Raw genomic sequence first — 12,548 nt, forward strand, 5'->3', positions numbered from 1 at the left:
ACCGAACCTGATGCTTCTGCACTTTTCACCTGTCCCGGCTCGGTCTCGCTTCCAACATCTGCTGCATCCCTCTGCCCAGTCTCTGCTGCTCTCCCAGCATCCACAGTTTTGGCCGCTCCGGCTCCAGCTGCCCCCTCTGTCTGCCCAGACTCCGCCGCAGCCAGCGACCACGGTTCTGCGGCTGTGCGCAGCCGCTCGTGCGGCTTCAGCGTCTGCGTCTGTGCACCGAGACTGTACTTGCGCTCATATCCGCGCGGCGTAATCATCAGGTCCTCATAGACAACGGTAGCAGAGTTGCCGATCACCACGGTTGAGAGCATGCCAATCTCATGCTGCAGCATATCTTGCAGCGTCGTTACGACCGTCTGTTGGCGGTCACGGTAGGCGCTTTTGACAATGCCTACCGGTGTAGCCGGATCACGATAACGCAGCAGAATGGTGCGCGCTTCTTCAATCTGGCGCGTCCGTCTGCCGCTGCGCGGATTATAGAACGCAATGACGAAATCCGCCGCCCCCGCCGCTTCCACACGCGCAGCGATGCTCTCCCAGGGCGTAAGATGATCGCTCAGGCTGATCGTGCAGGAGTCATGCATAATCGGGGCTCCAAGCAGCGAGGAACAGGACTGGATCGCCGAGATTCCCGGGATCACCTCCACCTGTACCCCCTCTGAGCGGTTCCAGCCGCATTCGATCAGCACCTCGTATACCAGCCCAGCCATCCCGTAGACACCGGCATCGCCGCTGGAGATTACTGCAATCGTCTGTCCCGCTTCTGCTCTGCGGACGGCCTCCTGAGCCCGGCTAACCTCCTCGGTCATTCCCGTACCGACAATCTCCTGGTGCCGCAGCAGCGGCCTGATCAGATCTACATAAGTGGTATAGCCGATGACCGCCTCGCTCTCATCCAGCGCAGCCAGTGCGCGGCCGGTAATATGCTCCAGCGCTCCGGGGCCGAAGCCGATAATCAGCAGCTTTCCTTGTCTCTTCATTCTTCTTCCCCCGTTCATGAATAGCTGTGGTTAAGCGCAAGCAGCTTATGCAGCTTCACCTTGAATTCCCCGGCGGTGCGGGGAGCGCTCTGCCCTGCGGTCAAGCTGGCAGGCAGGCTGAACCATAAGTCAGCCAGCAGCGGCAGTCCCAGTCCGATGGACAATAGCTCTTCCCGTCCCGCAAAAATCTCCTCCGGCGTCCCCGCCGCCCGGCATCTTCCATGCTCCAGCACAATAATCCAGTCCGCCCAGCGGTAGGCCAGGTCCATATCATGCGTAGCCATAACTACGGTTGTCCCTTTATCATGTATGGCTTCAAGCCCCTTCAGCATCTGCGTTTCCGATAACGGGTCCAGATAAGAGGTCGGCTCATCCAATAGAATCAGCTCCGGCTCCATAGCCAGTACACCGGCGAGTGCCGTGCGTTTCTTCTGGCCCAGACTAAGCTGGTGAATCGGTTTATCGCCGAGACCGGTTAGATTCAGCAGCTCCATGACCTCCCGGCAGCGCGCAGCGATAGCCGGTTCAGCCATGCCGCTGCCGCGCAGCCCGAACGACACATCCTCCAGCGGAGTGCTGAGAATCAGCTGCTGCTCGGGGTCCTGGAAGACCAGGCCCACTTTCCGCCGCAGAGCGGCCAGCTCTTTTTTGGAGTAGGATAACGCCTTCCCTCCTTGCACAACCGTCCCCTGCTGCGGGCGCAAAATGCCGACGGCATGCAGGAACAGCGTGGATTTGCCTGAACCGTTATGACCGAGCACCGCCGTCTTGCTGCCTGCGGGGATGGAGAACGTCAGTTCATGCAGTGCAGGCTCCTTCGTATCCGGGTAATGGAACACCACTCCGTCACAAGCCAAGCTAGATTCCTGATCCATGGGTGACTCCTTTCATGTGTTAGTGATAAAGTACGCCTCAGCCAGCAGCAGTAGCGCAATACCGGCATAAGCCTGGATTGTATAGCGCCGCGGCACAGGACGCGCCGTATAAGGCGGGAGAATAATCTCATCTGTGAATCCGCGGGCCAGCAGCCCCTGCGATAATCCGTAATACCGGTGCATCGTGTTGCCGAACAACGCTCCTGCCATAGCCGCAGTCTCCCGCATTCTGGCCTTGTAGCCCCGGCGGCCTCCGCGCAGCCTGCGGGCCAGCAGCAGACCATGCGCTGCATCACTCAGCAGGAATAAGAAGCGGTACATAATCAGCATCAGCTCCAGGACAATCTGCGGCATCCGCAGCCTGCGCAGCACCTGCAAAAGCTCACTGAACGGAGTCGTGAACATCAGGAAGAAGAAACAGCTCATGCAGGCAGAGATTCTGGCCAGCAGCTCCCCTGCCCGCTGAAGTCCCGCCGCTGTGACATATACCGGCAGGTTCAGTCCCGGAAGCGGGAATATCCCTGCCTCTCCCGCAGCCGGATGCCCGAATTCCACGAGCAGCGCCGGTACGCTAAGCGCATAGAACAGCAGCGCTGTGCCGAACAGCATGCCATAAGCACGGAAGGGAATACGGGCCTGCAATACACACCAGGACATCATCCATAGGGTAATTGCAGCCTGTAGTACCGGATGTACGGTGTAAGAGAGCAGGAACATCAGGGCTGCGAACGAGCTTTTCCACATCGGGGACAACTGGCGCAGAGCATTATTGTAAGAGAGAACGTCAATCCGCCGGATCACTTGCTGCTATGCTGCTTCGTCCCGCCTTGCTTGCCCTTGAGCAGCCCCAGGGTATAACCGATCACACCGGCACCAATCGCGGCCTGCAATGCAAACAGCATACTCTCCGTCTCACCCGGCAGCTCTGTCAGCGGCTTGAACCACGGCTTATAGTCAGGATTCATTTCGGTAATCACACCTTCAGCCGCATCATCGGCCCCACCGAATTCCCCATTGACCAGCAGCAGCGGCAGAATGACCAGCAGAATAACAACCAGCAGCATCAATCCATTTTTCCATTTATTGCTCATTAGGCTCTTCCTCCGTTCACCTTGCGTTTCAGCAGCGACAATTCATTCGGGCTATACGATTTCAGCCAGTTCCACAGCAGCACCGTCAACAGCCCTTCACTGATGGCCAGCGGGATTTGCGTCACGGCAAAGATGCCCCCGAATTTGAGAAAAGATGCCAGAACGCCGCCATCCGCCGCCGGAAAAGCCACCGCCAGTTGGAAGGAAGTCACTACGTACGTACTCAGATCAGCCACCGCAGCCGCACAGAACAAGGCCAGCTTCTCGCGGTCCGGCATTTTCATCATCAGCTTATACACTGCATATCCGGCAAAAGGACCCGCCACCGCCATCGAGAACGCATTGGCCCCAAGCGTAGTGATCCCGCCGTGCGCCAGCAGCAGCGCCTGAAACAGCAGGACAATCGAGCCGATTACGCTCATGGGCAGCGGCCCCAGCATTACCGCACCAAGACCGGTACCGGTGGGGTGGGAGCTGCTTCCGGTCACGGAAGGCATTTTGAGCGCAGACAGTACGAAGGTAAACGCCCCGGCCAGACCCAGCAGCAGCTTCAGCTCCGGATTCTCCCGGGTCATGGCTCTCAGCTTGAAGATTCCAAGGACAAAGAACGGGATAAACGCCGCCCACCAGAACACCGCCCAGCCAACCGGCAGGAATCCTTCCATAATGTGCATCGCCCGGGCCGTCCCCGGTTCGTTCAGCATAAAGTACACCGTAAATCCGGCAACCAGTGCCGCAAAGCTCCACCATCTGTGCTTTTTCATTTGTCACCCTCCATGTTTGTTGATTTCCCATTACAGATCATAAAGCCCAAAAAACCCACCCTATAGGGTGGGAGTGTATGTACGCAGGCAAGTTCGATAGAGCGCGCAACCCGTGGCGAAGCGGAACAAGGTGCTTTTCACCGTCCCATCACTATGGGCCGTATCCTTGTATCCAGCAGCTATAACCGGGGATCACCTTGAAGCACCAAGCTTTCTCCGGTCCATCAGGGCAGAACGCCTCTTCTCATTAACCTATCCGTACACCGCTCCTATCCGCGTAGAGTCGTGGTGTGCGTAGACAAGGTAGGTCTCCTGGCTTGGAATACAGGCGCTGCAGACTTCGTCTTCCCCGGGGGCTTCCCGAGTGACCTCATGAAGTGCAGCTCTTCCATACAGTGGCGGGACCGCTCGGGAGTTGCACCCGATTCCCTGTTATCCCTTGCCGCTTCCGGCAAGAGCACCTTGTTTCATCGCTAATTCATCTCAAATCATAGCGGACAGAGATTGGCCTGTCTGTGATATAAATTGGAAAAGCTCGCCTGCAGCCAATCATGGCTTGTAGAAATTTTATTTGAGTAATATAATTATTAACTATATAACCTGAACGTGGAGGCATCCGATGAAACTTGATCTAACCGAACAATCTCTGCCCGTGTACGAGGCCCTGTCCAGTACCGTGCGCCTGCATATGCTGCGGCTGCTGTCCGATAAGCCCATGAACGTGAAGGAGCTGGCCGCAGCCCTCAAGCTCAGCAGTGCGATTATGACCATGCATGTGCGCAAGCTCGAAGCCGCCGGGCTGATCCGCAGCCATATGGCTCCCGGCAAAAGCGGTCTGCAGAAGATCTGTACACTGGCCGCCGACGGGGCTGAGATAGTTTTTCCGGGACAGGCCCGGACTCCGCGCAGAGGGTACCGCAAGGACATCCCTGTGGGGCATTATTCCGACTTCCAGATCGAGCCTACCTGCGGACTGTCTACGACAGAGAGGGTCATCGGGCACTTTGACGATCCCCGTTATTTCTGGGACCAGGAGCGGGTGAACGCCGGGATTCTCTGGTTCGGCAAGGGGTTCGTGGAGTATAAAATCCCGAATTTCCTGCTGTCGAGCCAGCAGCCGGAGGAGCTTGCCATCACGATGGAGATCGCCTCCGAAGCCCCGTCGGTCAACAACAACTGGCCGTCGGATATTACCTTCACGCTGAACGGACAATCGCTCGGCTTCTGGACCAGCCCCGGTGACTACGGAGACAACCCGGGAAAATACACCCCGGCCTGGTGGCCTGCACTCACCAATCAATACGGCCTGCTCAAGCAGCTGCGGATTACGCAGACAGGTACCTACATGGACGGGCAAAAGCTGTCGGAGGTCACCCTGGATCAGGTAGGCATCCGCAACAAACAATGGACCTTCCGGCTCTCTGTCGAGGAGGATGCCGAGCATATTGGTGGCCTCACCCTGTTCGGTAAAGGCTTTGGCAATTACAACGAGGATCTGGTGTTTGAGTTGTTTTATACAGATGGCGTGGCAGATTTGCCGGCTTCTATATGAAAGCCAGATTATGTTGTGTAGAAGGTAGGTAGGTAGGTAGGTAGGTAGGTAGGTAGGTAGGTAGGTAGGTAGGTAGGTAGGTAGGTAGGTAGGTAGGTAGGTTAGTTTTCGTTTCAGCTACTTTTAGAGCTAATACTCCTTATTTCTGCTTAACGCTCACTTTCAGCAAAATTCAGGTGCATTAGTGCTCTTCATTTCTGCTCAACGCTCACTTTCAGCAAATTCAGGGGCACTAGTGCTCTTCATTTCCGCTCAACGCTCACTTTCGGCCGATTCAGGTGCATTAGTGCTCTTCATTTCTGCTCAACGCTCACTTTCAGCAAATTCAGGGGCACTTATGCCCCTCGCAACATCCATACAGCCCACTTCCAACCGCACCAAAGGGATTTTTCCCTCTCATTTCCTCATCTAGCCCACTTTCCGCCGCATCAGAGGGATTTATCCCTCTCATTTCCTCCTCCAGCCCACTTCCAACCGCACCAAAGGGATTTATCCCTCTCATTTCCGCTTCCAGCCCACTTTCCACCGCATCAGTGGGATTTTCCCCTCTCATTTCCTCCTCCAGCCCACTTTCACGCCGCATTAGATGGATTTATCCCTCTCATTTCCTCTTCCTCCCCCTCACCTCCACAACGCAAAAAAAAGCCCCTCCAACCGCCGCATTGTACAGGTTGGAGGGGCTATCGGTGATCGATCCGTCTCTTATGACAAGAGCGGCTTCTAGCCTATCTTTTCGCCTGGCCCCTTGCCGTCAGGCGTTCGCCGTCATTCCGCCACCGGCTGCCACTTGCCGCCGCCCGGCAGCGGACAGCTGCGGGCCTTCAGCCGGGCTACGACGGGAATGATACAGCCGCAGGCGGTACAGGTTACGCCATCCTGCAGCTTGGGGCAAGCCCCGCAAAGCGCAAGCCGCTCGGCATAGACCTCGTCTGAAGCGGTATTGCCGGGGTTGAACATGGAGGACGCCAGAATGCGGGCAATCTGTGCTTCCGTGACCTTGTACTCCTCCCGGCATCCTTTGCAGGCTGAAGTGGTTGTCATGCAGTTCTCTCCTTAGGCTTGTGGAGTGATGGCCAGTACCGTTACCGACATTGGCGGCAGCTCTACAGTCAGCGTATCCCCTTCAAGCTTGAAGGCGCTGAATGCCTGCGGTGTTACAGCTTCCGGCTGCTCAAAGCTATTGTGGGCATCGATGGAAGCTCCGGCCAGCGTTGTTCCGCTTACGGATGCTTGACCAGCCAATCCGCGCAGGGCAAGCGGCAACACTGCCGATGATGCGTGATTCAGGTTACACAGGCTGACATGAATGATGCCCTCAGCATCGACTGAAGCCGAAGCCGATACCTCAGGAATTTCTACGCCCTCGTAGCTGTATACCGGGCTGTCTACAGTCAGCTCCAGCAATTCTGCATCCTGATGCACCTTGTACATGTTGAATACATGGTAAGTAGGAGTCAGGAGCATTTTCTCGCCTTCGGTCAGAATAACTGCCTGCAGCACGTTCACGGTCTGGGCAATGTTCGCCATCCGCACACGGTCACTATGCTTGTGGAAAATATTCAGCGTCAAGCCGGCCACCAGCGCATCGCGGATCGTGTTCTGCTGGTAGAGGAAGCCCGGGTTCGTACCCGGCTCAACATCATACCAGGTGCCCCACTCGTCAACGATCAGGCCCACTCTTTTCTCCGGATCGTATTTGTCCATGATGGCGATATGGCGGGTAACCAGCTCATCCATGAATAGTGCCTTCTTCAACGTTGTGAAGTATTCGTCTGTTCCGAAGCCTGTAGCCGCGCCCTTATGATTCCAGTCCGAAGTAGGCAGGGTGTAATAGTGCAGGGTAATTGAATCCATGAAGCGGGTAGCTTCACGCATCAGTACTTCCGTCCAGTTATAATCATCCGCATTCGCCCCGCAGGCGATCCGGTGGATCTTGTTGTCTCCATAGTTACGTACATACGTCTGATATTGGCGGTACAGATCAGCATAGAACTCAGGACGCATGTTACCGCCACAGCCCCAGTTCTCGTTGCCCACGCCGAAATACTTAACGCTCCAGGCATCTTCCTGGCCGTTCTTCTGACGCAGCTCAGCCATTGGCGAGACTCCGTTAAACGTCAGATATTCCACCCACTCGGACATCTCTTGAACAGTTCCGCTACCTACGTTACCGTTGATGTACGGCTCGCAGCCCAGCATCTCGCAGAGGAGCATGAATTCATGCGTACCGAAATGGTTGTTCTCTACCGCGCCGCCCCAGTGTGTGTTGATCATCCGCTTGCGCTCTTCGCTCGGGCCGATACCGTCCTTCCAGTGGTATTCATCGGCGAAGCAGCCGCCCGGCCAGCGCAATACCGGAATTTTCATTTCTTTAAGCGCTTCCACTACGTCGTTGCGGATACCCTTGGTGTTCGGAATAGGGGAATCTTCGCCCACCCAGATACCTTCATAGATACAGCGTCCAAGATGCTCAGCGAAATGTCCGTAGATGTTGCGGTCAATCTTACCTTTGCGGATGTCGGTGTTCAGTACAATGCGTTCTGCCATGGGAAGTTAACGCTCCTCTTTAGGTTAATATATTTGTTAATCATTTAACACTTATATTAACATTATAATCAAGCTTCCTCCGGTTCGTCAATCTTTATCTTAACCGCATATCTCTCACTCCCGCATTTCACTTCCCCGCCAAAAATGATATTATGGACACACAAATACAGCATAATTGGAGAGTATGATGATTAGACCTATCAATAAAGATATATCGCTTCTTAGCCAGAAATCTGCGCCGGCCACGGAAAAGGATCTGCCCGTGTTAATGGATCTTGCGGAGACCCTGAACGCCAACTCCGACCGGTGCGTCGGCATGGCTGCGGACATGATTGGCGTCAACAAACGCATCATCGCCATCCGCGTGGAGCAGCAATTAACCCTTTCGATGATCAATCCGGTGATCGTCAAGCGTGCCCGTCCTTATGACACTGAGGAAGGCTGCCTGTCGCTCGAAGGCGTACGTCCTGCGAAACGATACGACTATATCGAGGTAGAGTACCTCGATTATAATTTTAAAAAGCACCGGGATAGCTTTACCGGATTTACGGCTCAGGTTATTCAGCATGAGGTGGATCACTGCGAGGGTATTGTCATTTGAGCCGGGACCTGAGAGCGATAACCTTCAGCAAGACGGCCGCCGAGCAAATTCTGAGGAATGAGACCGATACCCGTACGCTTTTGTCAGAATATCCGGAGTACAAGGAAGAAGTGCTGCTTGAGATCAATGCCCTATCGAGCCGTCAACGCGCCAACCTGATCCATAATCTGCTCGCCAGCTATACCAGCAGCGCCAAAATAGCGAAGAGCAAAATTGTCAAAAGCGGCTTTAATCAAACCACTATCAACGCTTTTCTTCCTAATATTATTAAAGCCCGCTTCGCCATTTACCTGATCGAACAGCTGCAATTGGCGGTGTCCGCCGAATCAGCCTCCGGGCCTGTCCGGTTCAATCTCTGGGACGGTTATATTCTGCAGAAGCTCCTGTTCAAGGAAAAGCTTGTACGAAAGCCTGTATCGCTCCCTCTGTTCCGGGTATGCTGGAAGCTGATTATCCGCCCCAAAGTGCTGATGCCGCTTGTCAATAAACAAGGGATCTACTGCTTCTATTCCCGTACGTTAATCAAGCGCCTGTCCGCTCTGATCGGAGACAAGGAGTGCCTGGAGATCGGTGCCGGTGACGGTACCTTGACGAGATTCCTGAACGATAACGGCACGGCCTGCCGGGCAACCGATGATTATAGCTGGGCGCATTATATCACCTACCCGGATTTTGTGGAAAAAGCCGATGCCAAAGCCGCCCTGAGCAAATACGCTCCTAAGGTTGTACTTTGTTCCTGGCCGGTGCCCGGCAACCCGTATGAGAAGCATGTTTTTAATACGGATTCTGTGGAGCTGTATATTGTAATCGGCACAAGAGATCCGGCGATCACCGGTGACTTCGACGCGTATAATAAGGCTAAGCATTTCAGCATGGAGCTGAATGAGGAATTATCCCGCCTGCTTGTGCCGCCCTCTGAGGATAATGCGATCTATCTCTTCACACGCAAACAAGACAGTACACACTCACGATAGGTGAGTATCTGCTGTCTTGTTTGGTTTGCTATCTATTCAGGCCTCAGCCCAGATCCCCCAGCTCAATCTGCACGATCCCCCGGTCATCCCGCACCTCGGCGATTCCGCCGATCAGATGCATCAGGCTGCCGAACTCCAGCTCCTGGAACTTGCGTGCCGCCGTATCCCGCTGCAGCTCCCAGAGACATTCGGCCAGCTCGCAGACTACCGGCACATCACAGCGGATCTCCGCCAGCTCGCGGGAGAGATGCAGCATGTCGAGATCCGCTTCAATCTTGGCGCGTACGCCCTTGGGCAGCAGATGCAGGTTCTCAATGACCCCTTCTACCGTGCCGTATTCGGTCAGCAGCTTGGTGGCGGTCTTCTCGCCTATGCCCTTCACCCCGGGATAATTATCGCTGGTGTCGCCCATGAAGCCCTTCAGGTCGATCACCTGCGCAGGAGTGAGGCCCCGTTCTGCCAAAAGCTCAGCCGGATCATACACTTTATAGTTAGAGCGGCCTTTTTTCATAATCACGACCTTGACGCTGTCATTCACCAACTGGAGCATGTCGTGATCCCCCGTCAGAATATAGACCTCCGACTCCCCGCTGTAGCACGAAGCCAGTGTACCGATGCAGTCATCTGCCTCGTATCCGACCAGCCCGATATTCGGCACGCCCAGCTCTGCCACAACCTCCTTCACGAGGTCGAACTGCGGGATCAGCTCCAGCGGCGCGTCAATCCGGTTCGATTTGTAGCCTTCATACTTTTCCGAACGGAACGTGCCCTTGCCCATATCCCAGCAGCAGACCACATGTGAAGGCTCAAACGTACTCACCGCATCGAAAAAATACTGCAAAAATCCATACACCGCATTCGTCGGCAGCCCGGCGCGGGTCTTGCGGATATATCCACCATAAGAGGTAGCATAAAAAGCGCGGAACAGCAGAGCCATTCCATCGACGATCATGACCCGGCCCTTCATTTCTGTTGCTGTGCTCATGTGTAACCTCTCCTTGTATTCCTTAATTTAGGCGTTGCTCCAAGCTTCGGCGTACTGGTCTTCCTTGTAGCCTACGGTAACCTTCTTGCCGTCAGTGACTACCGGACGCTTAATCAGCATTCCATGTGCAGACAGCAGTGCAAGCTGCTCGTCTTCACTTAAGTCTGCAAGCTTATCCTTCAGGCCAAGCTCCCGGTAGACCTCACCACTCGTATTAAAAAACTTCTTCAGCGGCAGGCCGCTGTGCTTCACCAGCACGCGCAGCTCCTCCACAGTTGGCGGCTGCTCTGCGATATGCTGCAGCTCCAGCTCATGCCCTGCTTCCTTCAGCCATTTCACTGCGCTGCGGCAGGTGCTGCATTTCGGATATTGATACACCTTCAAGTCACTCATCGGCTTCTCCTTCTATACATAAAATATAAAGTGCATATAAATTGCTGCCCGCTGCGGCAGCTGCGGCCAGAACATGTCCGGCGCTTACTTACCGCGCCGACTGCCGGAGCTTCTCCTGCAGCAGCGCCATATCCGGCGGCAGCGGAGCCTCGAACACCAGCTCGGCATGCGTCACCGGATGCCGGAAGGCCAGCCGCACCGCATGCAGCGCCTGGCGCGGAATGGCCGCGTCCAGCTCCGCGATCTGCGCGAGCCGGGCGGCCTCGCCCGGCGGCAGCGGCGCGCCGCCTGCGGTCACCGCCAGCTCTTGCACCCGCTGCTTCTCGCCGTCTGCGGTCACCGCCAGCTCTTCACCCGGCGCCGACGCCGACCGCTCTCGCCGCTCCTCGCCCGGCGCTGACGCCTCCGCCCGGCTGCCAGCCGCCTGCCCATACAGCGGGTGACGGTACATCCCGTCACCGATCAGCGGGCAGCCGACCGACCCCATATGCACCCGGATCTGGTGGGTGCGCCCGCTCTCCAGCTTCAGCTCGACGCGTGAAGCGGCGCTGCCATAGACCTCCTTGACCTCATACCGGGTCAAGGAGGGATAGCCGTCCGGCGTCACAATCCGCCGGTGCGGCTCCAGCGGGTCGCGGTCGATCGGACCGTCGATATCGCCGCTGGGCAGAGCAGGCACGCCGTGCACGAACGCGGTATACCGCTTGTCCACCGTTCCGGCAATCATCTGCTCGGAGATGTGCTGGTGGCTGTAAGGGTTTTTGGCAATCACCAGCACCCCCGAGGTCTCCTGGTCCAGCCTGTGTACGGGGCGGAAGCGGACCCGCTCGCCCTTCTCTGCCCAGTAATGAACCACACCATTCGCCAGGGTCTCGGTATAATGGCCGTGGGTCGGATGGACAATCATTCCTGCGGCCTTGCTTACCACAAGCAGATGCCCGTCCTCATACAGAATCTCGAAGGGAATCGGCTGCGGCAAAATATCCTCTGACGTCTCCTCCTCCATCCGGATCTGGACCTGATCGCCGCTGCTGACCTTGACGCTGATATAGACACGCTCTCCGTTCAGGGTAATGCCGAGGTCCGTCATTTTGAGCCGGGAGAGCAGCTTGCGGGAGACTTCCATCCTCTTTTGCAGGATGGTTTTGAGCAGCCAGCCGTCCTCGGACGGCGGCACGATATAGGAGATGGGGGGATAATAGCTGGTCATTTGTTCCGGAACACCTTTTTGCTGCGCAGATATTCTACTTCAGCAATCTCCAGCCGGGTATTGGCGGCACGGGCCAGAGCGAAGAAATAGTCGGACAGCCGGTTCAGATAGATTACCGCCTCCGGGTTAATCTCCGCACTGCGGCCCAGCGTCACTGCCCGGCGCTCGGCCCGGCGGCAGACTGTCCGGCAGACATGCAGCACCGAGGACAGCTGGCTTCCGCCCGGCAGGATGAAGCGCTCCAGCACCGGATTCTCGGCCTGAAGCACATCAATCCAGCCTTCCAGGCGGGTGGCCATCTCGCTTTTCACCTTATAGCGGTTCTCACTCAGCTTCACGAACGCCAGATCCGATCCGCAGTCAAACAGCTCGTGCTGAATCTCCAGCAGCTGCTCGCGGACAACCAGAAACCGTTCGTCCTCCATCAGGCTCCGTGCCTGGCCAACGAAGCAGTTCAGCTCGTCAATGGTGCCGTAGGCCTCGACGCGGACATCGTCCTTGCCTACCCGGCCGCCAATCACCGAGGTCTCGCCCTTATCCCCCGTACGCGTATAGATCGCCATGATA

14 protein-coding genes, 1 pseudogene and 1 riboswitch are annotated in these 12,548 nt (G+C 56.1%); of the genes and pseudogenes, 3 read left to right on the forward strand and 12 right to left on the reverse strand.

What is annotated here, in order from left to right:
- Window positions 1-148 precede the first annotated feature (148 nt).
- From cobJ to C173_RS03355, 5 genes and pseudogenes are all read right to left on the reverse strand, one after another.
- Window positions 149-989: pseudogene (gene cobJ, locus C173_RS35605) on the reverse strand (precorrin-3B C(17)-methyltransferase); the annotation flags it as partial.
- 14 nt (window positions 990-1,003) lie between these two features.
- Entirely contained in the window at window positions 1,004-1,864 is an 861-nt protein-coding gene (locus C173_RS03340) for an energy-coupling factor ABC transporter ATP-binding protein (RefSeq protein WP_036722462.1), read from the reverse strand.
- A gap of 12 nt (window positions 1,865-1,876) precedes the next feature.
- Window positions 1,877-2,665 carry a cobalt ECF transporter T component CbiQ gene (cbiQ, locus tag C173_RS03345; RefSeq protein WP_036722464.1) on the reverse strand — a complete coding sequence of 263 codons (789 nt, stop codon included), beginning with the start codon at window positions 2,663-2,665 and terminating at the stop codon, window positions 1,877-1,879.
- Window positions 2,662-2,955 carry an energy-coupling factor ABC transporter substrate-binding protein gene (locus C173_RS03350; protein WP_036722466.1) on the reverse strand — a complete coding sequence of 98 codons (294 nt, stop codon included), beginning with the start codon at window positions 2,953-2,955 and terminating at the stop codon, window positions 2,662-2,664. The genes cbiQ and C173_RS03350 overlap by 4 nt, the downstream gene beginning before the upstream one ends.
- On the reverse strand, window positions 2,955-3,719 hold the full coding sequence (locus C173_RS03355) for an energy-coupling factor ABC transporter permease (RefSeq protein WP_036722468.1): 765 nt from the start codon (window positions 3,717-3,719) through the stop codon (window positions 2,955-2,957). Before C173_RS03355 ends, C173_RS03350 begins: the two co-directional genes overlap by 1 nt.
- 285 nt (window positions 3,720-4,004) lie before the next feature.
- Window positions 4,005-4,199, reverse strand: a riboswitch (cobalamin riboswitch).
- A gap of 139 nt (window positions 4,200-4,338) precedes the next feature.
- On the opposite strand from C173_RS03355, the gene C173_RS03360 reads away from it, so the two are divergent.
- Entirely contained in the window at window positions 4,339-5,271 is a 933-nt protein-coding gene (locus C173_RS03360; RefSeq protein ID WP_036722469.1) for an ArsR/SmtB family transcription factor, read from the forward strand.
- A gap of 325 nt (window positions 5,272-5,596) precedes the next feature.
- On the opposite strand, the gene C173_RS34820 is transcribed toward C173_RS03360, so the two are convergent.
- The 3 genes from C173_RS34820 to C173_RS03375 form a co-directional block, all read right to left on the reverse strand.
- Entirely contained in the window at window positions 5,597-5,854 is a 258-nt protein-coding gene (locus C173_RS34820; protein WP_036722471.1) for a hypothetical protein, read from the reverse strand.
- A gap of 182 nt (window positions 5,855-6,036) precedes the next feature.
- The gene (locus C173_RS03370; RefSeq protein ID WP_036722478.1) at window positions 6,037-6,312 is read right to left on the reverse strand and encodes a DUF6171 family protein; all 276 of its coding nucleotides are present in this window, start codon (window positions 6,310-6,312) and stop codon (window positions 6,037-6,039) included.
- Between the two features lie 12 nt (window positions 6,313-6,324).
- Window positions 6,325-7,818 (reverse strand): alpha-N-arabinofuranosidase, encoded by a 1,494-nt coding sequence (locus tag C173_RS03375; protein WP_036722481.1) that lies wholly within the window; start codon window positions 7,816-7,818, stop codon window positions 6,325-6,327.
- Window positions 7,819-8,005: 187 nt separating this feature from the next.
- Here C173_RS03375 and C173_RS03380 point away from each other — a divergent pair, with 187 nt between their 5' ends.
- Both C173_RS03380 and C173_RS03385 read left to right on the forward strand, forming a co-directional pair.
- Complete coding sequence (locus tag C173_RS03380) at window positions 8,006-8,419, forward strand: peptide deformylase (RefSeq protein WP_036722483.1); 414 nt, start codon at window positions 8,006-8,008, stop codon at window positions 8,417-8,419.
- Window positions 8,416-9,393, forward strand: coding sequence for a hypothetical protein (locus C173_RS03385; protein ID WP_200869503.1), 978 nt, complete (start codon window positions 8,416-8,418; stop codon window positions 9,391-9,393). Before C173_RS03380 ends, C173_RS03385 begins: the two co-directional genes overlap by 4 nt.
- Before the next feature lie 43 nt (window positions 9,394-9,436).
- Here the strand turns inward: C173_RS03385 and C173_RS03390 are convergent, their stop codons facing one another.
- The 4 genes from C173_RS03390 to C173_RS03405 all read right to left on the reverse strand — a co-directional run bounded on the left by C173_RS03390 (window position 9,437) and on the right by C173_RS03405 (window position 12,544).
- Window positions 9,437-10,378 carry a 5'-3' exonuclease gene (locus C173_RS03390; protein ID WP_051477787.1) on the reverse strand — a complete coding sequence of 314 codons (942 nt, stop codon included), beginning with the start codon at window positions 10,376-10,378 and terminating at the stop codon, window positions 9,437-9,439.
- A gap of 27 nt (window positions 10,379-10,405) precedes the next feature.
- Window positions 10,406-10,771: an arsenate reductase family protein gene (locus tag C173_RS03395; protein WP_036722484.1), complete on the reverse strand. Its 366-nt coding sequence runs from the start codon at window positions 10,769-10,771 to the stop codon at window positions 10,406-10,408.
- Window positions 10,772-10,859: 88 nt separating this feature from the next.
- Window positions 10,860-11,981 (reverse strand): RluA family pseudouridine synthase, encoded by a 1,122-nt coding sequence (locus tag C173_RS03400; RefSeq protein WP_036722485.1) that lies wholly within the window; start codon window positions 11,979-11,981, stop codon window positions 10,860-10,862.
- Window positions 11,978-12,544 carry a cob(I)yrinic acid a,c-diamide adenosyltransferase gene (locus C173_RS03405; RefSeq protein ID WP_036722487.1) on the reverse strand — a complete coding sequence of 189 codons (567 nt, stop codon included), beginning with the start codon at window positions 12,542-12,544 and terminating at the stop codon, window positions 11,978-11,980. The genes C173_RS03400 and C173_RS03405 overlap by 4 nt, the downstream gene beginning before the upstream one ends.
- Window positions 12,545-12,548: the final 4 nt, after the last annotated feature.

The sequence above is a fragment of the Paenibacillus sp. FSL R7-277 genome (assembly GCF_000517965.1).
Taxonomy (GTDB): Bacteria; Bacillota; Bacilli; order Paenibacillales; family Paenibacillaceae; genus Paenibacillus_AQ; species Paenibacillus_AQ silagei.